Annotated in this window: 20 protein-coding genes; 9 read left to right on the top strand and 11 right to left on the bottom strand. The window is 67.1% G+C overall.

Going from position 1 to position 19,814, the window contains the following annotated elements:
- Positions 1 to 39 precede the first annotated feature (39 nt).
- Entirely contained in the window at positions 40 to 645 is a 606-nt protein-coding gene (locus tag DIE11_RS30275; RefSeq protein WP_124629097.1) for a nitroreductase family protein, read from the top strand.
- Positions 646 to 892: 247 nt separating this feature from the next.
- Positions 893 to 2,143, top strand: coding sequence for an Hsp70 family protein (locus tag DIE11_RS30270; protein ID WP_124629096.1), 1,251 nt, complete (start codon positions 893 to 895; stop codon positions 2,141 to 2,143).
- A gap of 102 nt (positions 2,144 to 2,245) precedes the next feature.
- Here the strand turns inward: DIE11_RS30270 and DIE11_RS30265 are convergent, their stop codons facing one another.
- Positions 2,246 to 2,449, bottom strand: a complete 204-nt coding sequence (locus tag DIE11_RS30265) for a cold-shock protein (RefSeq protein ID WP_006477070.1) — start codon at positions 2,447 to 2,449, stop codon at positions 2,246 to 2,248.
- A gap of 420 nt (positions 2,450 to 2,869) precedes the next feature.
- Here DIE11_RS30265 and DIE11_RS30255 point away from each other — a divergent pair, with 420 nt between their 5' ends.
- Positions 2,870 to 4,468 (top strand): APC family permease, encoded by a 1,599-nt coding sequence (locus DIE11_RS30255; protein WP_124629094.1) that lies wholly within the window; start codon positions 2,870 to 2,872, stop codon positions 4,466 to 4,468.
- 107 nt (positions 4,469 to 4,575) lie between these two features.
- Here the strand turns inward: DIE11_RS30255 and DIE11_RS30250 are convergent, their stop codons facing one another.
- The 7 genes from DIE11_RS30250 to DIE11_RS30220 all read right to left on the bottom strand — a co-directional run bounded on the left by DIE11_RS30250 (position 4,576) and on the right by DIE11_RS30220 (position 10,690).
- A complete protein-coding gene (locus DIE11_RS30250; RefSeq protein WP_059607887.1) occupies positions 4,576 to 5,367 on the bottom strand; it encodes a class III extradiol ring-cleavage dioxygenase in 792 nt (263 codons plus the stop codon).
- Positions 5,368 to 5,588: 221 nt separating this feature from the next.
- Entirely contained in the window at positions 5,589 to 6,185 is a 597-nt protein-coding gene (locus DIE11_RS30245; protein WP_124629092.1) for a UbiX family flavin prenyltransferase, read from the bottom strand.
- A 13-nt stretch (positions 6,186 to 6,198) separates the two neighbouring features.
- Positions 6,199 to 6,510 carry a Grx4 family monothiol glutaredoxin gene (gene grxD, locus DIE11_RS30240; protein WP_011883132.1) on the bottom strand — a complete coding sequence of 104 codons (312 nt, stop codon included), beginning with the start codon at positions 6,508 to 6,510 and terminating at the stop codon, positions 6,199 to 6,201.
- A 67-nt stretch (positions 6,511 to 6,577) separates the two neighbouring features.
- Positions 6,578 to 7,420, bottom strand: coding sequence for a peptide chain release factor N(5)-glutamine methyltransferase (gene prmC / locus DIE11_RS30235; RefSeq protein WP_124629089.1), 843 nt, complete (start codon positions 7,418 to 7,420; stop codon positions 6,578 to 6,580).
- Between the two features lie 7 nt (positions 7,421 to 7,427).
- The gene (gene prfA / locus DIE11_RS30230) at positions 7,428 to 8,510 is read right to left on the bottom strand and encodes a peptide chain release factor 1 (RefSeq protein WP_124629087.1); all 1,083 of its coding nucleotides are present in this window, start codon (positions 8,508 to 8,510) and stop codon (positions 7,428 to 7,430) included.
- Positions 8,511 to 8,603: 93 nt separating this feature from the next.
- The gene (hemA, locus tag DIE11_RS30225) at positions 8,604 to 9,902 is read right to left on the bottom strand and encodes a glutamyl-tRNA reductase (protein ID WP_059607891.1); all 1,299 of its coding nucleotides are present in this window, start codon (positions 9,900 to 9,902) and stop codon (positions 8,604 to 8,606) included.
- Between the two features lie 26 nt (positions 9,903 to 9,928).
- Positions 9,929 to 10,690, bottom strand: coding sequence for a response regulator transcription factor (locus DIE11_RS30220; protein ID WP_059607892.1), 762 nt, complete (start codon positions 10,688 to 10,690; stop codon positions 9,929 to 9,931).
- A 171-nt stretch (positions 10,691 to 10,861) separates the two neighbouring features.
- Here DIE11_RS30220 and DIE11_RS30215 point away from each other — a divergent pair, with 171 nt between their 5' ends.
- The 4 genes from DIE11_RS30215 to DIE11_RS30200 all read left to right on the top strand — a co-directional run bounded on the left by DIE11_RS30215 (position 10,862) and on the right by DIE11_RS30200 (position 14,183).
- Complete coding sequence (locus DIE11_RS30215; protein WP_059449757.1) at positions 10,862 to 11,116, top strand: hypothetical protein; 255 nt, start codon at positions 10,862 to 10,864, stop codon at positions 11,114 to 11,116.
- Between the two features lie 18 nt (positions 11,117 to 11,134).
- Positions 11,135 to 12,949 carry an aminopeptidase P family protein gene (locus DIE11_RS30210; protein ID WP_124629085.1) on the top strand — a complete coding sequence of 605 codons (1,815 nt, stop codon included), beginning with the start codon at positions 11,135 to 11,137 and terminating at the stop codon, positions 12,947 to 12,949.
- Between the two features lie 62 nt (positions 12,950 to 13,011).
- Entirely contained in the window at positions 13,012 to 13,563 is a 552-nt protein-coding gene (locus DIE11_RS30205) for a cysteine hydrolase family protein (protein ID WP_124629083.1), read from the top strand.
- Positions 13,560 to 14,183: an HAD family hydrolase gene (locus DIE11_RS30200; protein WP_124629081.1), complete on the top strand. Its 624-nt coding sequence runs from the start codon at positions 13,560 to 13,562 to the stop codon at positions 14,181 to 14,183. Before DIE11_RS30205 ends, DIE11_RS30200 begins: the two co-directional genes overlap by 4 nt.
- 128 nt (positions 14,184 to 14,311) lie before the next feature.
- On the opposite strand, the gene ettA is transcribed toward DIE11_RS30200, so the two are convergent.
- The 3 genes from ettA to gcvA form a co-directional block, all read right to left on the bottom strand.
- Entirely contained in the window at positions 14,312 to 15,979 is a 1,668-nt protein-coding gene (gene ettA, locus DIE11_RS30195; RefSeq protein WP_124629078.1) for an energy-dependent translational throttle protein EttA, read from the bottom strand.
- A 189-nt stretch (positions 15,980 to 16,168) separates the two neighbouring features.
- Positions 16,169 to 16,477: a DUF3761 domain-containing protein gene (locus DIE11_RS30190; RefSeq protein ID WP_059532727.1), complete on the bottom strand. Its 309-nt coding sequence runs from the start codon at positions 16,475 to 16,477 to the stop codon at positions 16,169 to 16,171.
- 89 nt (positions 16,478 to 16,566) lie between these two features.
- Positions 16,567 to 17,484 carry a transcriptional regulator GcvA gene (gcvA, locus tag DIE11_RS30185; RefSeq protein ID WP_124629076.1) on the bottom strand — a complete coding sequence of 306 codons (918 nt, stop codon included), beginning with the start codon at positions 17,482 to 17,484 and terminating at the stop codon, positions 16,567 to 16,569.
- A 194-nt stretch (positions 17,485 to 17,678) separates the two neighbouring features.
- Between gcvA and DIE11_RS30180 the strand changes: the two genes are divergently transcribed.
- A complete protein-coding gene (locus DIE11_RS30180; RefSeq protein WP_124629074.1) occupies positions 17,679 to 18,941 on the top strand; it encodes an MFS transporter in 1,263 nt (420 codons plus the stop codon).
- A 104-nt stretch (positions 18,942 to 19,045) separates the two neighbouring features.
- Entirely contained in the window at positions 19,046 to 19,390 is a 345-nt protein-coding gene (locus DIE11_RS30175; protein ID WP_059600634.1) for an MmcQ/YjbR family DNA-binding protein, read from the top strand.
- Positions 19,391 to 19,814 lie beyond the last annotated feature (424 nt).

The following is a 19,814-nucleotide window of genomic DNA, read 5'->3' as shown; positions in this document are numbered from 1 at the left end:
GGCGTTCGCGCCCCTTCATCGATGTCAGCGAGGAACCGCATGTCCGTCAAACCTGCTCCCACCACTGTTTCGATTCACGACCTGATCGCCGGCCGCTGGAGCCCGCGCGCGTACTCGGACGAGCCGATCAGCGCCGCCGATCTGCACGCGGTGCTCGAAGCCGCTCGCTGGGCGCCGTCCGCGTACAACGCCCAACCGTGGCGCTTCATCGTGTTCGATCGCACGCAGGACGAAGCGGCGTTCAAGCGCGCATTCGCGACGCTGGTGCCGTTCAACCAGGGCTGGAACGCGCCGGCGCCGGTGCTCATCGCCGTGACCGCGCACACGCTCACGCCGAAGGGCGAGCCGGCGCCGACCGCGCTGTACGACGCGGGCGCGGCCGCGATGTCGCTGGTGCTGCAGGCGCACGCGCTGGGTCTTGCTGCACACCAGATGAGCGGCTTCGACGCGAAGGCGTTCCGCGACGCATTCGAGATTCCGGCCGACGTCGCGATTCCGGCGATCATCTCGCTCGGCCACTACGGCAACGTAGACAAACTCGATCCGGTTCTGCGCGATCGCGAAAAGGCGCCGCGCACGCGTCATGCGATCGGCGAAGTCGTCTATGCGGGCGCCTGGAAGAAGGGTTTCGACGCCGCAGCCTGATCCGCAATCGGGCAGGCGCTCGTCGAGCACGCTGTCCGCGGCAGTTGCGCGCGCGCAGCACGCGGGCGGCGTGGTGGCGCTGGATGACCCGTCCGCACCCGTCGCCGGTGCGCCGCGGGTGCGCCTGATCGCGACCCCGGGCCGGTTGCGCCGGCATCGGTGGGCGATCCGGTTGTGATCCGGCGGGCTTCATGATAAAAAGCCCGTCCTTTCCGTTTTCGCGCCGGCCCTGCTGCGGCACCTTCCCATGACTTACTGCGCGATCGATTTCGGCACGTCCAATTCCGCCGTGGCGCTGCCCGACGGCGATGGCATGCGCCTCGCGCCCGTCGAGGGCGACCACCTGACGCTGCCCACCGCGATCTTCTTCAACAACGACGAGCAGACGGTCGAGTACGGCCGCGCGGCGCTGGCCTCCTATATCGACGGTTTCGACGGCCGCCTGATGCGCTCGATGAAGAGCATCCTCGGCTCGCCGCTCGCGGAAACCACGACCGATCTCGGCGACGGCAGCGCGATGGCGTACACGGAGATCATCGCGCGTTTCCTGACGCACCTGAAGCGCAAGGCCGAAGCGCGCGCCGGCGCGCCGATCGGGCGCGCGGTGCTCGGCCGGCCGGTGTTCTTCGTTGACGACGATGCGCGCGCCGACCGCCTCGCGCAGGACCAGCTCGAAGCGGCCGCGCAGTCGGTCGGTTTCACGGACGTGCATTTCCAGTACGAGCCGATCGCGGCCGCGTTCGACTACGAGTCGCGCCAGCAGGCCGAGCGGCTCGTGCTGGTCGCCGACATCGGCGGCGGCACGTCCGACTTCTCGCTGGTGCGCGTCGGGCCGGAGCGGATGGCGCGCCTCGAGCGCAAGGACGACGTGCTTGCTCACCACGGCGTGCACGTCGCGGGCACCGATTACGACCGCCGCGTCGAGCTGGCGGCGATCCTGCCCGCGTTCGGCTACCGCGCGCTCGATCCCGAGGGGCGCGAGCTGCCGAACCGGATCTACTTCGACCTTGCGACCTGGCACCTGATCAACACGGTCTACACGCCGAAGCGGCTGGGCGAGCTGAAGCTGATGAAGCATCTGTACCAGGACGTACGGCAGTACGACCGGCTCACGCGCGTGGTCGAGCAACGGCTCGGGCATGCGCTGATGGCGCGCGCGGAAGAAGCGAAGATCGGCGTGGCGGCGGGCGGGGAGACGATGATCGACCTGAACGACGTGGAAGAGGATCTGCAGATCGCGTTCGACGCCGAACGCCTCGTCGATGCGAGCGTCGACGACACCGCGCGCATCGTCGACGCCGCGCGCGAAACGGTACGGCTTGCGGGCGTCGCGCCGCGCGATGTCGGCGCGCTGTATTTCACCGGCGGCTCGACCGGGCTCGCGTTCCTGTCGGGTGCGCTCGCCGGCGCATTCCCGGACGCGCAGCCGGTATTCGGCGATCGCCTCGCGAGCGTCGCGACCGGGCTCGGCATTCACGCGCAGCGGCTGTTCGGCTGAGCGAAGGCCATGCGGGTCGGCGGTGGCCGCAAGGCGGCCCGCGCCGGAAAACAAAAAGCCCCGCCGAAGCGGGGCTTTTTTACACGAAATATCGCGCCGAACTTAGACCGGACGGATGTTCGCAGCTTGCAGACCCTTCGGGCCCGTCTTCACTTCGAATTCAACCTTCTGGTTTTCTTGCAGCGTCTTGAAGCCTTCGACGCGGATTTCCGAGAAGTGCGCGAACAGATCGTCGCCGCCGCCTTCCGGGGTGATGAAGCCGAAGCCCTTTGCGTCATTGAACCACTTGACGGTACCGGTTGCCATGTTACTTGTTCCTAAAAAGATAAAACGGGGCCGAGGCCCATGGGTGCGGAAAATCAAGGAAGGGGGTAATAGGACCAACCGGAGTACCGTTGATGGGCGAACTACGAAAGAACCAATTCACTCGCCGCTTGAAATCCTGCAACGTCGTTTATACGGCTATTCGGTCGCGCGGTCAACCGTATTTCCATGCACTCAGGGTTATTGCGGGGTTCAGGTTTACAAACCTTGCAAACGATGCGAATTTTTTGTAGGGGCCGAACGATTTTGGCGCCAACTTGCAGGTGCAACCGTTAAACTACGCGCCGCGCGGAAGGGTTGCCCCGATCGGGTGATCCTTCCCCCCAAAATTGCATGCGCGGTGCTATCCGAGCCGATCCCGGACAGCAGGCCGACCATGCTTTTTGAGACATAGGAGAGGATGTGAAGAGTTCTATTCAACGGAACATCGGCCCGTTTGCACTGATGCTGACGGGGCTGGGTTCGATTATCGGCTCGGGCTGGCTGTTCGGCGCCTGGAAGGCTGCGAAGATTGCCGGCCCGGCAGCGATTTGCGCATGGATCATCGGCGCGGTCGTGATTCTCGCGATTGCACTGACGTATGCCGAACTGGGCGCGATGTTCCCCGAGTCGGGCGGCATGGTGCGCTACGCGCGCTACTCGCACGGTTCGCTGGTGGGCTTCATCAGCGCGTGGGCGAACTGGATCGCGATCGTATCGGTGATTCCGATCGAAGCGGAAGCATCGATCCAGTACATGAGCACGTGGCCGTATCCGTGGGCGCACGCGTTGTTCGTGAACGGCGAGCTGACGACACCCGGCCTGCTGCTATCCGCCGTGCTGGTCGTCATCTACTTCATGTTGAACTACTGGGGCGTCAAGGCGTTCGCGCGTGCGAACACCGCGATCACGATCTTCAAGTTCCTGATCCCCGGCCTCACGATCCTTGGCCTGATGCTGTCGAGCTTCCACCCGGAAAACCTCGGCACCGCGTCGAATGCGAGCTTCGCGCCGTATGGCTGGTCGGCCGTGCTGACCGCGGTCGCGACGAGCGGCATCGTGTTCGCGTTCAACGGCTTCCAGAGCCCGGTGAACCTGGCCGGTGAAGCGCGCAATCCGTCGCGCAGCGTGCCGTTCGCGGTGATCTCCTCGATCCTGATCGCACTCGTGATCTACGTGCTGCTGCAGATGGCGTACATCGGCTCGGTGAATCCGGCCGACGTCGCAAAGGGCTGGTCGCACTTCAACTTCTCGTCGCCGTTCGCGGAACTCGCGATCGCGCTGAACCTGAACTGGCTCGCGATCCTGCTGTATGTCGACGCGTTCATCAGCCCGAGCGGCACCGGTACGACCTATATGGCGACGACCACCCGCATGATCTACGCGATGGAGCGCAACAACACGATGCCGAAGATGTTCGGCAACGTGCATCCGATCTACGGTGTGCCGCGCCAGGCGATGTGGTTCAACCTGCTCGTGTCGTTCATCTTCCTGTTCTTCTTCCGCGGTTGGAGCTCGCTCGCGGCGGTGATCTCGGTCGCGACGGTGATCTCGTACCTGACCGGCCCGATCAGCCTGATGGCGCTGCGCCGCGCGGCGACCGACATCGAGCGTCCGCTGTCGATCCCGCTGATGAAGCTGATTGCACCGTTCGCGTTCGTCTGCGCGTCGCTGATCCTGTACTGGGCGAAGTGGCCGCTGACGGGCGAAATCATCCTGCTGATGATCGTCGCGCTGCCGGTGTATTTCTACTTCCAGGCGAAGTCGGGCTGGACCGGCTGGGGCGCCGACCTGAAGGCCGCGTGGTGGCTGGTCGCGTACCTGCCGACGATGGCCGTGCTGTCGCTGATCGGCAGCAAGGAGTTCGGCGGTCACGGCGTGCTGCCGTACGGCTGGGACATGCTGATCGTCGCGGCCATCTCGCTGGTGTTCTACTTCTGGGGCGTGAATACGGGCTACCGGACGCAGTATCTCGACGAGCGCGAGTCGCATGACGAGATCCTCGAAGGGGTCGGTGCCTGACGCGTGACTCGCCACCGGAATCGGCGGTGGCGGAAAGCGTAAAAAAGCCCGTCCGAGCGCTGCTCGGGCGGGCTTTTTGTTTGCGGCCGCCGGCTATGTCGCCGGATTCAGGCGGCTGCGCTCGCGAACACGTAGTTCGTCATCGCGAGCACGCGTTGATACGTGCCGAGCGACTGGATGCCGAGCTGATAGTCGTCGTCGGCCGCGCCGAGCGCGGTGAACACCGGCAGCAGGTGTTCGTCGGTCGGATGCATCAGCGCCGCGTGCGGCGCCTGCCGGCGATAGTCGAGCAGCGCGTCGACATCGCGCGCGGCGAGCTTCGCCTCGAACCAGTCGGTGAATTCCGCGACGCGCGGGTCCGCATCCTCGGGCGCCGCGCTGAAATCGGCCGCGCGCAGGTTGTGCGTGATCTGGCCCGAGCCGATCACCATCACGCCTTCGTCGCGCAGCGGCCGCAGCGCGCGGCCGAGCGCGAAGTGATGGGCTGCGTCCGCGCGGGGCTGGATCGACAACTGCGCGACGGGCACGTCAGCCTCCGGGAACATCAGCAGCATCGGCACCCACGCGCCGTGGTCGAGGCCGTGCTCGGTCGTCGCGGTCGCGATGCCGGCCGCGTTCAGCAGCGCGGCCGCCCGTTCGGCGACCTCGGGCGCGCCGGGTGCCGGGTACCGGATTTCGTACAGCGCGCGCGGGAAGCCGTAGAAGTCGTGGATCGTTTCAGGATGCGCGGCCACGCTCGCGACCGGCTGTTGCGTGCCCCAGTGCGCGGACAACATCAGCACCGCGCGCGGGCGAGGCAATTCGGCGCCGAGGTGCGTGAACGCACCGGACGGCAGTGTCGGGTCGATCGGCAGGGTAGGGGCGCCGTGGGACAGGTAAAGCGAGGGCAAGCGGTTCATGGTGGGGAGCCTGCAAAAGGGATTTGCCTGTGACTATAGACGCACACCAATTATTGATAAATCGGCTTAGCGGAATTTGATTGAATCGTGTGAGTTGATAATTCGGCCGGCTTCGGGCGTTCGACGGCAGGCGCGGGCTCGAGGTTGCCGGATCGAGCGGGAAGACGGTCGAATCAGCGAAGATGCGTGAAGAACGACGCCGGAGCGCCGTGTCGAGCGGCTTACCCTGCCGGCCTGATGCCGGCCCACGGCGCCGTCATCGGTGCACTGAGTGCGAACAGGTCGAGCACGCGGGTGACGGTCTGGTCGACGAGTTCCTCGATCGTCTTCGGCATCGCGTAGAACGCGGGTAGCGGCGGAAACACGATGCCGCCCATTTCGGTCACGGCGGTCATGTTGCGCAGATGCGCGAGGTTGAACGGCGTTTCGCGCACCATCAGCACGAGACGGCGGCGTTCCTTCAGCGTGACGTCGGCCGCACGCGTGATCAGGTTGTCCGACAGGCCGTGCGCGACGCTCGCGAGCGTCTTCATCGAGCAGGGCGCGATCACCATGCCATCGGTCGCGAACGAACCGGATGCGATCGTCGCGCCGACATCGCGCACCGAATGCACGACATCCGCCCGGCTTTCGACCTCGGCCTTGGGCAGCTTCAGTTCATGCTGGATATTGAGCCAGCCGGCGTTCGAAACGAGCAGATGCGTTTCGACGCCGCCGGCGGCGCGCAGCAATTCGAGCAGCCGCACGCCATAGACTGCACCGGTGGCGCCGGTGATCGCGACGATCAGCCGGCGTGGCGGCGCACTGGGAGATGCCATCGGGAAGGGAGTGTTACGCGGCGGCGAACAGTTGCTGCAGTTCGCCGGACTGGTACATCTCCATCATGATGTCCGACCCGCCGATGAATTCGCCCTTCACGTACAGCTGCGGGATGGTCGGCCAGTTCGAGAATTCCTTGATGCCCTGGCGGATTTCGTCGTCCTCCAGCACGTTGACCGTCTTGAACTGGTCGACGCCGCAGGCCTTCAGCACCTGCACGGCGCGGCCCGAGAAGCCGCACATCGGGAATTGCGCGTTGCCCTTCATGAAGAGCACGACCTGGTTTTCGTCGACGATTTGCTTGATACGTTGTTGGGTGTCCATGACTGACCTTGCGTTTGCGGGGCGTTAGAACGAAATGATAGCGGATTTCAACCGGGCGGGCCGGCCATCAGCCGGGCAGGCGGCCACCCGTCGTGCGTTCGATCGCGGCCAGATCGGCGAGCGACTGGACCGAAATGAAGCCGCGTGACACGAGCAAGGTGCGCACGGCTTCGGCCTGGTCGTAGCCGTGCTCGATCCATAGCGTGCCGCCGGGTCTCAGGTAGGCGCCGGCGCCCGCGACGATCGTGCGGATCGCGCTGAGACCGTCGGCATCGTCGGTGAGCGCGCCGCGCGGCTCGAACCGCAGGTCGCCCTGCGCGAGGTGCGGATCGTGCTGCGCGATGTACGGCGGGTTGCTGACGATCGTGTCGAACGCGAGTGCCGGATCGAGCGCGGCGTACCAGTCGCTCTGCAGCCAGTGCAGCGGGCCGCCGGGGCGGCGCGCGTCGAGCAGCTTGTTCGCGTTGCGTTGCGCGACTGCGAGCGCGGCCGGCGAACGGTCGAGCGCCCACACGCGCGCATCGGGCCGTTCGGCCGCGATCGACACGGCGATCGCGCCGCTGCCGGTGCCCAGATCGAGCACCGTCGGATGCGGTCGTCCGTCGATCGCGTCGAGCGCGGCTTCGACGAGCAGTTCGGTTTCGGGGCGCGGGATCAGCACGTCGGGCGTCACGTCGAACGGCCGGCCGAAGAACTCGCGCATCCCGACGAGCTGCGCGACCGGCTCGCCGGCCACGCGGCGCGCTTCGAGCGCGCGATAGCGTTTGACCGCGGCAGCGTCGAGCGGCACGTCGCCGCGCGTGATCAGTTGCGTGCGGGTCCAGCCGAGCGCGTGCGCGAGCAGCACGCGCGCATCGACCGCGTCGAGCGGCGACGCGCGCAGCAGATCGTCGGCGGTGGTGTCGGGCATCGCGATCTCAGTCGGCGTCGCCGAGCGACGCGAGCAGTTCGGCCTGATGCTCGCTGACGAGCGCGCTGATCAGTTCGTCGAGATCGCCGTCCATCAGCGCCTCGAGCCGGTACAGCGTCAGGTTGATCCGGTGGTCGGTCATCCGGCCCTGCGGGAAGTTGTAAGTGCGGATCCGCTCCGAGCGGTCGCCGGAGCCGATCAGGCTCTTGCGCGTCGCGGCTTCCTTCGCGTGCTGCTCGTGATACTGCTTGTCCTTGATGCGTGCGGCAAGCACCTTCAGCGCGCGATCCTTGTTCTTGTGCTGCGAACGGTCGTCCTGGCATTCGACGACGATTCCGGTCGGGATGTGCGTGACGCGCACCGCCGAATCGGTCTTGTTGATGTGCTGGCCGCCCGCGCCGGATGCGCGGAACGTGTCGATCCGCAGGTCGGCCGGATTGATCTCGACCTCGCCGATCTCGTCGGCTTCCGGCATCACCGCGACCGTGCACGCGGACGTATGGATGCGCCCCTGCGTCTCGGTCGCCGGCACGCGCTGCACGCGATGGCCGCCCGACTCGAACTTCAGGCGCGAATACGCGCCCTGGCCCGCGATCCGCACGATCACTTCCTTGTAGCCGCCAAGATCCGACGCGCTCTCCGACATCATCTCGACCTGCCAGCGCTGGCGTTCCGCGAAGCGCAGGTACATGCGCAGCAGGTCGCCCGCGAACAGCGCCGATTCGTCGCCGCCCGTGCCCGCGCGGATTTCGAGGAAGATGTTGCGGTCATCGTTCGGATCCTTCGGCAGCAGCATTTTCTGCAGCTCGACCTCGAGGCGGGCCATGCTCTCTCGCGCGCTGCGGATCTCGTCTTCGGCGAAATCGCGCATCGACGGATCGGCGAGCAGCTCCTGCGCGGCGGTTTCGTCGTTGCGCGACTGGCGCCACAGCGCGTACTGCTCGACGACCGGGCCGAGTTCCGCATGTTCGCGTGTCAGCTTGCGGTACTGGTCGAGATCGGCCGTGACGTTTTCGCGGCTCAGCAGGTCGTTCAGTTCGGCCAGCCGTGTGGACAGCTGGTCGAGCTTGCGTTGCATGCTCGTCTTCATGGTGTGGAGCGGCGCTCCCGGGGCAAGGGTATTCGGAAAGGATAGGCCGGCGGCAGGACAACGACCGGCCGGCGGCAGAGCAACCGGCCGGCGCTAGTGGCCAGACTGGTCGTTCGAGCGCGGCGCGTGCTGGTAGAAGCCGCGCATCAGGTCGATCAGCGAATCGCGGTCGGCGCCGTTCACGCGGTTGAGCGCGCTCGTCGGGCCGTGGATCAGCTTGTTGGTGAGCGCCTGCGACAGCGCTTCGAGGACTGCCGCCGGATCGTCGCCGCGCGCGAGCAGCTTTTGCGCCTTCTCGACTTCCGCGCGGCGCAGCGCGTCGGCCTGCGTATGCATGTGACGAATCACCGGCACGACGCTACGCGTGTCGAGCCACTGCATGAAATTCTGCACACGCGTCTCGATGATCGTCTCGGCTTGCGCAACCGCGGCCTGGCGCGATGCGTTGCCTTCGCGCACGATCGCGCCGAGATCGTCGACGGTGTAGAGGAACACGTCCTTCAGCTTGCCGACTTCCGGCTCGATGTCGCGCGGCACCGCGAGGTCGACCATGAAGATCGGCCGATGGCGGCGTGCCTTCACCGCGCGTTCGACCGCGCCGAGGCCGATGATCGGCAGCGTCGACGCGGTGCACGACACGATGATGTCGAATTCGTGCATGCGGGCGGGCAGATCCGACAGCGGCATCGCGCGGCCGTTGAAGCGTTCGGCGAGCCGCTGGCCGCGTTCGGCCGTGCGGTTCGCGACGACGAGCTCGCGCGGGCTCTGCGCGGCGAAGTGCGTCGCGCACAGCTCGATCATCTCGCCGGCGCCGATGAACAGCACGCGCTGATCCGATACCTTTTCGAAGATGCGCTGCGCGAGGCGGACGGCCGCGGCGGCCATCGACACCGATTGCGCGCCGATCTCGGTCGTGCCGCGCACTTCCTTCGCGACGGCGAACGTCCGCTGGAACAGCTGGTTCAGGTAGGTGCCGAGCGCGCCGGCTTCGGTCGCCGTGCGCACCGCGTCCTTCATCTGGCCCAGAATCTGCGTTTCGCCGAGCACCATCGAGTCGAGGCCCGACGCGACGCGGAATGCGTGCCGGACGGCTTCCGACTGTGGCAGCGCGTAGACGTGCGGTGCGAGCTCGTCGACCGGAATCCGGTGGTACTCCGACAGCCAGCGAATCGCCCCCTCGCGTGCGGCCCGATCATCGGTCGCGCAATAGAGTTCGGTGCGGTTGCAGGTGGAAAGAATCGCCGCTTCGGGCGAATTGGGCGCCTGGGGGCCGAGGAACACGTTCTTGAACGTGACGAGAGCCGGCTTGATTTGCTCGAGCGGAAACGCCACGCGTTCGCGCAGGGCGACAGGCGCAGTGTGGTGATTGATTCCGATCGTGAGGAGTTGCATATCGAGGGCTATCGTTTAGCGCCATATTATAGCGTTTCGGTGATTTCCTCACTCGCGGCATACCGGGCATCAGCGTGGCGCGGCCTCGAATTTGGGGGCTCGATCGGCACGCGGTCGAGCTGATAGCCGTAGCCGTAGAGCGGCAGAAGCCGGTAGCCATGCTCGGGAAGCAACTGCAGCTTGCTGCGCAGCCGGGACGCGTGCGTGTCGAGCGTGCGCGACTTCATGTCGCGGCGGCGGGCCCACACGGTTTCGAGGATATGGGCGCGCGACACGGGCCGGGACAGGTTCGCGAACAGCAGTTGCGCGAAGCGGAACTCCTTCGGCGTCAGCGAGACGACCACGTCGCCGAAGCGCACGAGGCCGTGGGTCGCATCGAATGCGTATTCCCCATACATTTCGCGGGAGCGATTCGGCGGCCGCCGGACGCCAGCGCGCCGGCTCAGCGCATTCACCCGTGCGAGCAGCTCGGGCCCGCTCACCGGGCGCACGAGGCAGTCGTCGGCGCCCGCGTGCAGGCATGACACGACTTCGCTTTCGCGCGGCAGCTGCATCACGGCGATGGCCGGCAGGCCGGGCAGGATCGCTTGCGCACGCGGAATGACCTCCTCGGCCGGCTGATCGCCGGCCCAATTGCAGGTGATCAGCATGTCGCAGGTGTCGGTAGCGAGCCACTCGAAGAACGCGGTGCTGGACGGAAACGTGTGGCACACGTGACCGCCGGCGAAGAGGAGGCGGTTCAGGAGCGCAGCATGACGTGCTTCCGGATCGATCAGGGCAATTCGCATGAGGATTTCTTCAATACGGCTGCCGGAGCGCGCTTGCCATAACGTCGGGTCGGCCCCTACACTCGAATGTTCGCGGCGCCCGGCTGGTCTCGGGTTCGATGGATGAATCGATGCTAGTCGCTGGCAACGTTCACGCCTATGGGACGAATCTGAATTTATAGAAGGCGTCGAATGAACTGGTTTGGAATCCTTGTCCTGGGAGCGGCCGTCGGGCTGTTCGGCCGGTGGCTGCATCCGATGCGGCGCACGGGCCGGCCGGCATGGTGGATCGCGGTGCTGGTCGGCATCGCAGGCGCCGCCGCCGCGCGCATGGCCGGCAATCTCTCTGGACTGTTTTACGATGGCGAAACGCTCGAATGGCCGGTCTGCACCGGTGTCGCGTTCCTCGCCGTAGCCGTGACGGTCGCGGTGTCTGCCCGTCGCTGAAAGCTCTCAGGTGAAATCATGAATGCCCGTCTCCCCGAAGTCTCGTCGGTGCCGGCCCGCCTCGCGCTGCTGCGCGGTGCGATGGTCCGCGAGGACCTGGCCGCCTATCTCGTGCCGTCCGCCGATCCTCACCTGTCCGAGTACCTGCCCGAACGCTGGCAGGCGCGCCGCTGGCTGTCCGGTTTCACGGGCTCGGTCGGCACGCTGGTCGTGACCGCGGATTTCGCGGGCTTGTGGGTCGACAGCCGTTACTGGGTGCAGGCCGAAGCGGAACTCGCCGGCACGGGCGTCCAGCTGATGAAGATGACGGGCGGCCAGCAAAGCGCGCCGCATGTCGACTGGCTCGCTCAGAACGTGCCGGCCGGGGCGACGGTCGGTGTCGACGGTGCCGTGCTCGGCGTCGCGGCGGCACGCGCGCTGACGGCCGCGCTGAACGCGCGCGGCATCGCGCTGCGCACCGATCTCGACCTGCTCGACGCGATCTGGCCGGAGCGCCCGGGGCTGCCGGGCGACGCGGTGTTCGAGCACGTGGCGCCGCAGGCCGACACGACGCGCGCAAGCAAGCTCGCCGAAGTGCGCCGCGCGATGCACGCGCAGGGCGCGCAATGGCATTTCGTGTCGACGCTCGACGATCTCGCGTGGCTGTTCAACCTGCGCGGCGCCGACGTCAACTTCAACCCGGTGTTCGTCGCGCACGCGATGATCGGCGCCGATCGCGCGACGCTGTTCGTCGCCGACGGCAAGGTGTCGCCGGCGCTGGCCGCGTCGCTCGCGCGGGACGGCGTCGAGGTTCGCGCGTATGACGCCGCGCGCGCGGCGCTCGCGGCGCTGCCCGACGGCGCGACGCTGCTGATCGACCCGCGCCGCGTGACGTTCGGCACGCTCGAGGCCGTGCCGGCCGGCGTGAAGCTGGTCGAGGCCGTGAACCCGTCGACGTTCGCGAAGTCGCGCAAGACGTCCGCCGAGATCGAGCACGTGCGCGTGACGATGGAGCACGACGGCGCCGCGCTCGCCGAATTCTTCGCGTGGTTCGAGCAGGCGGTGAGCCGCGAGACGATCACCGAGCTGACGATCGACGAGCAGCTCACTGCCGCGCGCGCACGGCGCCCCGGCTACGTGTCGCCGAGCTTCGCGACGATCGCCGGCTTCAACGCGAACGGTGCGATGCCGCACTATCGCGCGACGCCCGAGTCGCACGCGACGATCGCGGGCGACGGCCTGCTGCTCGTCGATTCGGGCGGCCAGTACGTGACCGGCACGACCGACATCACGCGCGTCGTGCCGGTCGGCACCGTCAGCGATCTGCAGCGCCGCGATTTCACGATCGTGCTGAAGTCGATGATGGCGCTGTCGCGTGCGCGCTTCCCGCGCGGCATCCGCTCGCCGATGCTCGACGCGATCGCGCGCGCGCCGATGTGGGCGGCCGGGCTCGACTACGGTCACGGCACCGGCCACGGCGTCGGCTACTTCCTGAACGTGCACGAGGGCCCGCAGGTCATCTCGCACTACGCGCCGGCCGAGCCGTACACCGCGATGGAAGAGGGGATGATCACGTCGATCGAGCCGGGCGTGTACCGGCCCGGCAAATGGGGCATCCGGATCGAGAACCTGGTCGTGAACCGCGCGGGCGGGCAGACCGAGTTCGGCGACTTCCTCGCGTTCGAGACGCTGACGCTCTGTCCGATCGACACGCGCTGCGTGCTGGTCGAGATGCTGCATGAAGAGGAGCGCGCGTGGCTGAACACATATCACGCGACCGTGCGTGAGCGCGTCGGCCGGCACGTGAGCGGCGATGCGAAGGCGTGGCTCGACGCGCGCACGCAGCCGATCTGACGCCAGGCGCAACGAGCGACAACGGCCGCGCGACGGCCGGACCATGATCGAGAGGGCAACCGATGGCAGACACCGCAGTGATCGTGATCGACATGCAGCGCGGGCTGGTGCAGCGGGCGCGGCCCGCGTACCGGCTCGACGACGTCGTGTCGGGCATCAACCGGCTGACGGCGGCGGCGCGCGCGGCGAACGCGCCCGTGTGCTTCGTGCAGCACGACGGCGACGCGGACGACGATATCGTTCCCGGCACGCCCGGCTGGGAAATGCACGAGGAACTGATCGTCGGTCGTGCCGACTGGCGCATCCGCAAGCAGATGAGCGATTCGTTCCACGACACGCCGCTCGCCGCGCAGCTCGACGGCCACGGCATCCGCTCGGTGCTGATCTGCGGCTATGCGACCGAGTTCTGTGTCGATTCGGCTGCACGCCGCGCGGCACTGCTCGGCTATCGGACGACCGTCGTGTCCGACCTGCACACGACGAACGAGCGCACGCACCTGTCGGCCGCACAGATCGTCGCGCATCACCACTTCGTGTGGGAAAACAATACGCTGTCGGGCAATTCGGTGACGCCGCGTCCGCTTGCCGACGTGCTCGCCGCGGAGTTCGCATGACGATCAAGGCGGTGGTGTTCGATTTCGGCGGCGTGCTGATCGACTGGAGCCCCGAGTATCTGTACCGGCAACTGATTCCGGACGAAGCCGAGCGCCGGTGGTTCCTCACGCATGTGTGCGCGATGGAGTGGGTGATCCGCCAGGACGGCGGGCAGACGATCGACGAAGGGACGAGCGAGCTCGTCGCGAAGTTTCCGGCGCACGAGGCGCTGATCCGCGCGTTCTACGCGCGCTGGCACGAGATGATCGGCGGCGTGCTCGACGAAGGCGCCGCGCTCGTCGACCGGCTCGACGCGCAGGGAATGCCGCTCTTCGGGCTGACCAACTGGTCCGCGCAGACGTTTCCGTATGCGTGGGACAACTTCCCGGTGCTGCGGCGCTTCAAGGACATCGTCGTGTCGGGCCGCGTGAAACTCGTGAAACCCGATCCGGCGATCTACCGCGAAATGCATGCGCGGATCGATCCGCTCCTGCCGGGCATCGCGCCGCACGAACTCGTGTTCATCGACGACAATGCGAAGAACGCGGCGGCCGCGACGGCGCTCGGCTGGCACGGCATTCATCACACGAGCGCGGCCGCGACCGAGGCGCGTTTGCGCGAGCTGGGCGCGCTCGCGTAGTCTTCCGGCAGACGACGGCAGACGAATGCAAAAAAGCGGGCCACGAGCCCGCTTTTTCGTTTTGCGGAGCCGGCAGCGGCCGCTTTCTGCATCCGGCTCCGCGTGGCCGGGTGCACGGGCCGCTCCGTTTAGCGGCTGATCGGCTTGTAGCGCAGACGCTTCGGCTTCGCGGCTTCCTCGCCGAGACGCGCACGCTTGTCGGCTTCGTATTCCTGGTAGTTGCCGTCGAAGAACGTGACCTGCGAATCGCCTTCGAACGCAAGGATGTGCGTCGCGATCCGGTCGAGGAACCAGCGATCGTGCGAGATCACCATCACGGAGCCCGCGAATTCGAGCAGCGCGTCTTCCAGCGCGCGCAGCGTTTCGACGTCGAGGTCGTTCGACGGTTCGTCGAGCAGCAGCACGTTGCCGCCGGAGATCAGCGTCTTCGCCAGGTGCAGGCGGCCGCGTTCGCCGCCGGACAGGTTGCCGACGATCTTCTGCTGGTCGCCACCCTTGAAGTTGAAGCGGCCGATGTACGCCCGCGACGGCGTTTCGTACTTGCCGACCGTCAGCACGTCGGCGCCGCCCGAGATTTCTTCGAACACCGTCTTCGAGCCGTCGAGCGCGTCGCGGCTCTGGTCGACATACGCGAGCTTCACGGTCGGGCCAAGCACGACTTCGCCCGAATCCGGTTGTTCCTTGCCGGTCAGCATCTTGAACAGCGTCGACTTGCCGGCGCCGTTCGGGCCGATGATGCCGACGATCGCGCCGGCCGGAATCTTGAAGTTCAGGTTGTCGATCAGCAGGCGGTCGCCGAACGACTTGCTGACGTTCTTGAACTCGATCACTTCATTGCCGAGGCGGTCGCCGACCGGAATGAAGATTTCCTGCGTTTCGTTGCGCTTCTGGTATTCCTGGCTGTTCAGCTCCTCGAAGCGCGCGATACGCGCCTTCGATTTCGCCTGGCGACCCTTCGGGTTCTGGCGCACCCACTCCAGTTCCTTCTTGATCGCCTTCTGGCGCGCCGATTCCGACGCTTCTTCCTGCTTCAGGCGCTCTTCCTTCTGGTCGAGCCAGCTGCTGTAGTTGCCCTTCCACGGAATGCCGTGGCCGCGGTCGAGTTCGAGAATCCACTCGGCCGCGTTGTCGAGGAAGTAGCGATCGTGGGTGACGGCGACGACCGTGCCCGGGAAACGCACCAGGAACTGCTCGAGCCAGTCGACCGATTCGGCGTCGAGGTGGTTGGTCGGTTCGTCGAGCAGCAGCATGTCCGGCTTCTCGAGCAGCAGCTTGCACAGCGCGACGCGGCGCCTTTCGCCGCCCGACAGGTGCTCGATCTTCGCGTCCCACGCCGGCAGGCGCAGCGCGTCGGCGGCCACTTCGAGCTGCTGCTCGGGGCTGCCGCCGTCGCTCGACGCGAGGATCGCTTCGTACTTCGCCTGCTCGGCCGCGAGTGCGTCGAAGTCGGCGTCCGGTTCCGCATACGCGGCGTAGATTTCCTCGAGCTTCTTGTTCGCCTGGAACAGGTCGCCAAGGCCTTCCTCGACGGCTTCGCGCACCGTCTTCGTCGGGTCGAGCTGCGGTTCCTGCGGCAGGTAGCCGATGTTCAGGTTCGGCATCGGCGTCGCTTCGCCTTCGATGTCCTTGTCGACGCCCGCCATGATGCGGATCAGCGTCGACTTGCCCGAGCCGTTCAGGCCGAGCACGCCGATCTTCGCGCCGGGAAAGAACGACAGCGAGATGTCCTTCAGGATCTGGCGCTTGGGCGGCACGATCTTGCCGACCCGGTTCATCGTGAAAACGTATTGGGCCATTCGGGTGTGAAAGTCAGAAAAGGTTAAGACGGCCGCGCAGCTCGCGGGCGTGCGTGGCGTCGGGAAATTCGGTACGGAGCGTGCCGCGCGGGGCGCGGCGGTGTCGCCGCGGGTTGGCGGCGCGAGCGCGTATTGTACTTCGCCGCCGGCTGCCGCTGGCACCGCGCAGGCCATCCGGCCGACCCGCGTTCACAGCCACGCGGCGACGCCGCCGTGCCCCGAGCAGGTGCCGCGCCGATGGCGGCTGAAACTGTACGTGCCGTCGCGACAGCGCGCGCTCGCGCCCTCGGGCACGCGGCCCGATTTCGAGTGGGCCGGCGCATGGACGGTGTCGCCGTCGCGATTGCGGTACGTGTCGTGCCGGTCGAGGTCGGCTTCGTTAGCGTAGCCGGGCGACGCGCGATACGCGTGCGCCGCGGGCGGCAGGGCGGCACACGCGACGAACAGCGCGGCCGACAGGGTCGCGATGCGCGTCATGCGGCGGAGCAGGGCAGGCATGGTCGCTCTCCGGATGTCGTTGTCGGGTGCGGGCCGCATGTTAGCCGATCGGCCGAAGATCGTTGCCGCAGCCTTGAGGGGCAGCGACGCTACGCCGCGCCGGTCATCGATGCCGCGCCGTCGGCCTGTGCGGCCTCGAGAATCCATCGGCGGAACGCGGCGACTTTCGTGCGTTCCGCATGATGCGGCGGATAGACGAGGTAGTACGCGAAATCGTCGAGCCAGGCGACGTCGGCAAGCTGCACGAGCCGGCCGCTCGCGAGCTCGTCGCGCACCATCGCCGCCGGCAGCAGGCCGGCGCCCTGGCCGGCGAGGATCGCCTGCAGCAACAGGCCGGAATCGTCGAACGCGGGGCCGCGCGGCGGGCCGAAATCAGCGATTCGCTGCGCGTCGAACCAGATGTGCCAGCCCTTGCGCTCGGCGTCGTGCAGATGCGGCCATCCGGCCAGGTCGGCGGGTGTGGCCGGAAGGCCCAGCCGCGCGACGAGTGGCGGCGCCGCCAGCGCGACGATCTCCACGGTGAGCAACCGTTCGCTGCATAGCCCGATGTAGCGGCCGAGACCGTGGCGGATCGCGACGTCGACGCCGTCGCGCGAGAAATCGGCGAGCGCGTGGCTCGTGACGATCTGCAGGTCGACGTCCGGGCACGCGTCGCGGAACTGCGCGAGGCGCGGCACGAGCCACGCGGACGCAAAAAAGGGTGTGACGCTCACCGTCAGCACGCCGCTGTCGGCGGCCCCCGACACACGCTGCGACGCGTCGGCGATCTGCCTGAACGCGTTGCGCACGGGCGGCAGGTAGTCGCGGCCCGCGGCGGTCAGCAGGATGCCGCGATTCACGCGCTCGAACAGCTGTACGCCGAGATGCGTCTCGAGCGTGCGGATCATCTGGCTCACCGCCCCCGGCGTGACCGACAACTCCTCGGCCGCCGATTTCACCGACAGGTGGCGGGCGGCCGCCTCGAACGCACGCAACGCGTTGAGCGGTGGAAGGCGTGAACGGATCATTGAGTTTTTCTAAAGCGAAAGACCGATGAAATATCGTTTGAGGCAACGAGCGTGCACGAGTACCGTTGTTGCATTGGATCGTATCCGTGGTGAGCGGGTTTTGCGCTGTCGATGCGATCAACATAGTTCAACTATATCCATGAGGCAATCCGGATGCCGTGCGGCGTCCGGCGGAACCTGAAAGGAGGATCGTCATGGGCAGCCTGCGCGCATCGCGCGTCTTCTACGGCTGGTATGTGGTGGCGGCCGCGTTCGCCGTCACGTTCGTCGGCTTCGGCAGTGCGTACACGTTCAGCGCGTTCGTCGAATCGCTGCAGCGTGATTTCGCGGCATCGCGCGGGCAGATCTCGCTCGTGTTCTCGCTGGCCGGCTTCCTGTATTTCGGCTTCGGCATCGTCAGCGGCCCGCTTGCCGATCGCTTCGGCTCGCGGCGGCTCGCCGTCGCCGGCATGTTGCTGACGGCAGCGGGTCTCGCGGCGGCCGGTGCCGCGCATACGCTGCTGCAGGTCTATGTCGCGTACGGGCTCGGTGTCGGCCTCGGCGTCGGCTGCGCGTACGTGCCGGCCGTCGGCGCCGTGCAACGCTGGTTCGTGCGGCGGCGCGGCTTCGCGTCGGGGCTCGCGGTCGCGGGGATCGGCGTCGGCACGCTCGTGATGCCGCCGCTCGCATCCGCGCTGATCGCGCACGTCGGCTGGCGCGGCGCGTACGTCACCCTCGCGGCGATCGCGGTAGTGGTGGGCGCGGGCATGTCGCTGCTGATCGAGAACGATCCGCGCGGGCGCGGATTGCTGCCCGACGGCGATGCGGCGCGTGCGCAATCGCGCGACGGGCAGCCCGGTGCCACTTCATCGGTGCCCGCCGGCGCGACCGTGCGCGAAGCCGTCACGTCGCGACCGTTCGCGAGCCTGTATGCGGCATGCCTCGTCTGCTCGTTCGGCGTGTTCGTGCCGTTCGTGCATCTCGTGCCGTACGCGCTCGATCACGGCGTCGCGCAGTCGACGGCCGTGCTGCTGCTCGGCGCGATCGGCGTCGGCAGCACGGCAGGGCGCTTCTTCCTCGGCGGCGTCGCCGACCGCTTCGGCCGCCGCGCGTCGCTGCTCGCGATGTTCGCAGGCATGGCGGCCGCGCTCTTGGCGTGGGCCGGTGCCGGAAGCGTCGCGACGCTGGCCGCGTTCGCACTCGTGTTCGGCGTGTTCTACGGCGGCTGGGTCGCCGTGCTGCCGGCCGTCGTGATGGACTACTTCGGCGGCCGCAACGTGAGCGCGATCATCGGCATGCTGTACACGAGCGTCGCGTTCGGCACGCTGATCGGGCCTGCCGCCGCCGGTTTCATCTACGACGCGGGCGGCGGCTATCTCGTGCCGATCCTGGCCAGCGCGGCCGCGAATGCGATCGCGTTTGCGATCGTTGCCGCCACGGGGCGCGCGCCGGTGGCGGCGTGCGCGGCGGGCCGCTAGACGCGTGTCGCCGGGCGCGCGGCCAGACGCTGCTCGGCTAGGCGCCACCCTCGATTTCCGCTACGGTGTCCGGGACGTCGATCACCAACGGGCGGAGGCGCATCGTGACATTCGACGAAGTTCGGCAGGTCGTGCTGGCATGGCGGGGTGTCGAGGAAGGCAAGTCGTACGGCACGCCCGCACTCAGGGTGAAGGGCAAGATGCTCGCGCGCCTGCGCGAGGACGGCGACACGCTCGTCGTGCGGGGCGTCGGCCCCGACGAGCGCGCGTGGCTGATCGAATCGGAGCCCGACGTGTATTACGTGACCGATCACTATGCGGGCTGGCCGATCGTGCTGGTGCGCTTGTCGGCCGCGCATCCTGACGCCGTGAAAAACCTGCTTCTGCGAGAATGGCGCGCGATCGTGCCGGCCAAATGGCGGGACGCAGGGCCGGGCGGCGCGACCTGAGCATCCGGCGCAGCGCCTGCGCGGCACACAAACCACCTTGACGGAATGCGTCCGTTGCGATGTCGGGCGGCATGTCTCACCGCGCGTTTCCCGATCCGGCGGCTCATGAGCGGACGCCGAACCGGACCAAGCGTTGCATCGGTTCGCATCGATGCAACAAGTGGTTCCATCGAAATTCTTCAATTGGTTCTTAGTCAAGAACCGTTTGATGCTTACACTCCTTCGCTTCGAAGGCGGCTGACCAACAGCCGACGGAAAGGGCGCACGCGATGCGCCGGCGCCCCGTGTGCCGCATCGCACCCGCAGCTTCGCAGACCGCGGCGCGCACCGACCGGAACAGGCTCGATCATGCTCCCTGCCCGCGTGCCGCGCATGCGCGGCGGGCTGCCGGATCAACAACGACAAATCCCGCGCCGCCTTCATG

It is taken from the genome of Burkholderia sp. Bp9012, from assembly GCF_003853825.1.
Taxonomy (GTDB): domain Bacteria; phylum Pseudomonadota; class Gammaproteobacteria; order Burkholderiales; family Burkholderiaceae; genus Burkholderia; species Burkholderia diffusa.
Note: the sequence above shows the minus strand (reverse complement) of the source record. Positions and strands in the feature narration are given on the sequence as shown.

Excerpts from the sequence above, each read along its gene's own strand:
- DIE11_RS30275 (WP_124629097.1), top strand. The coding sequence starts at position 40 with ATGTCCGTCAAACCTGCTCCCACCACTGTTTCGATTCACGACCTGATC.
- DIE11_RS30270 (WP_124629096.1), top strand. The coding sequence starts at position 893 with ATGACTTACTGCGCGATCGATTTCGGCACGTCCAATTCCGCCGTGGCG.
- DIE11_RS30265 (WP_006477070.1), bottom strand. The coding sequence starts at position 2,449 with ATGGCAACCGGTACCGTCAAGTGGTTCAATGACGCAAAGGGCTTCGGC.
- DIE11_RS30250 (WP_059607887.1), bottom strand. The coding sequence starts at position 5,367 with ATGAACCGCTTGCCCTCGCTTTACCTGTCCCACGGCGCCCCTACCCTG.
- DIE11_RS30245 (WP_124629092.1), bottom strand. The coding sequence starts at position 6,185 with ATGGCATCTCCCAGTGCGCCGCCACGCCGGCTGATCGTCGCGATCACC.
- grxD (WP_011883132.1), bottom strand. The coding sequence starts at position 6,510 with ATGGACACCCAACAACGTATCAAGCAAATCGTCGACGAAAACCAGGTC.
- prmC (WP_124629089.1), bottom strand. The coding sequence starts at position 7,420 with ATGCCCGACACCACCGCCGACGATCTGCTGCGCGCGTCGCCGCTCGAC.
- prfA (WP_124629087.1), bottom strand. The coding sequence starts at position 8,510 with ATGAAGACGAGCATGCAACGCAAGCTCGACCAGCTGTCCACACGGCTG.
- hemA (WP_059607891.1), bottom strand. The coding sequence starts at position 9,902 with ATGCAACTCCTCACGATCGGAATCAATCACCACACTGCGCCTGTCGCC.
- DIE11_RS30220 (WP_059607892.1), bottom strand. The coding sequence starts at position 10,690 with ATGCGAATTGCCCTGATCGATCCGGAAGCACGTCATGCTGCGCTCCTG.
- DIE11_RS30215 (WP_059449757.1), top strand. The coding sequence starts at position 10,862 with ATGAACTGGTTTGGAATCCTTGTCCTGGGAGCGGCCGTCGGGCTGTTC.
- DIE11_RS30210 (WP_124629085.1), top strand. The coding sequence starts at position 11,135 with ATGAATGCCCGTCTCCCCGAAGTCTCGTCGGTGCCGGCCCGCCTCGCG.
- DIE11_RS30205 (WP_124629083.1), top strand. The coding sequence starts at position 13,012 with ATGGCAGACACCGCAGTGATCGTGATCGACATGCAGCGCGGGCTGGTG.
- DIE11_RS30200 (WP_124629081.1), top strand. The coding sequence starts at position 13,560 with ATGACGATCAAGGCGGTGGTGTTCGATTTCGGCGGCGTGCTGATCGAC.
- ettA (WP_124629078.1), bottom strand. The coding sequence starts at position 15,979 with ATGGCCCAATACGTTTTCACGATGAACCGGGTCGGCAAGATCGTGCCG.
- DIE11_RS30190 (WP_059532727.1), bottom strand. The coding sequence starts at position 16,477 with ATGCCTGCCCTGCTCCGCCGCATGACGCGCATCGCGACCCTGTCGGCC.
- gcvA (WP_124629076.1), bottom strand. The coding sequence starts at position 17,484 with ATGATCCGTTCACGCCTTCCACCGCTCAACGCGTTGCGTGCGTTCGAG.
- DIE11_RS30180 (WP_124629074.1), top strand. The coding sequence starts at position 17,679 with ATGGGCAGCCTGCGCGCATCGCGCGTCTTCTACGGCTGGTATGTGGTG.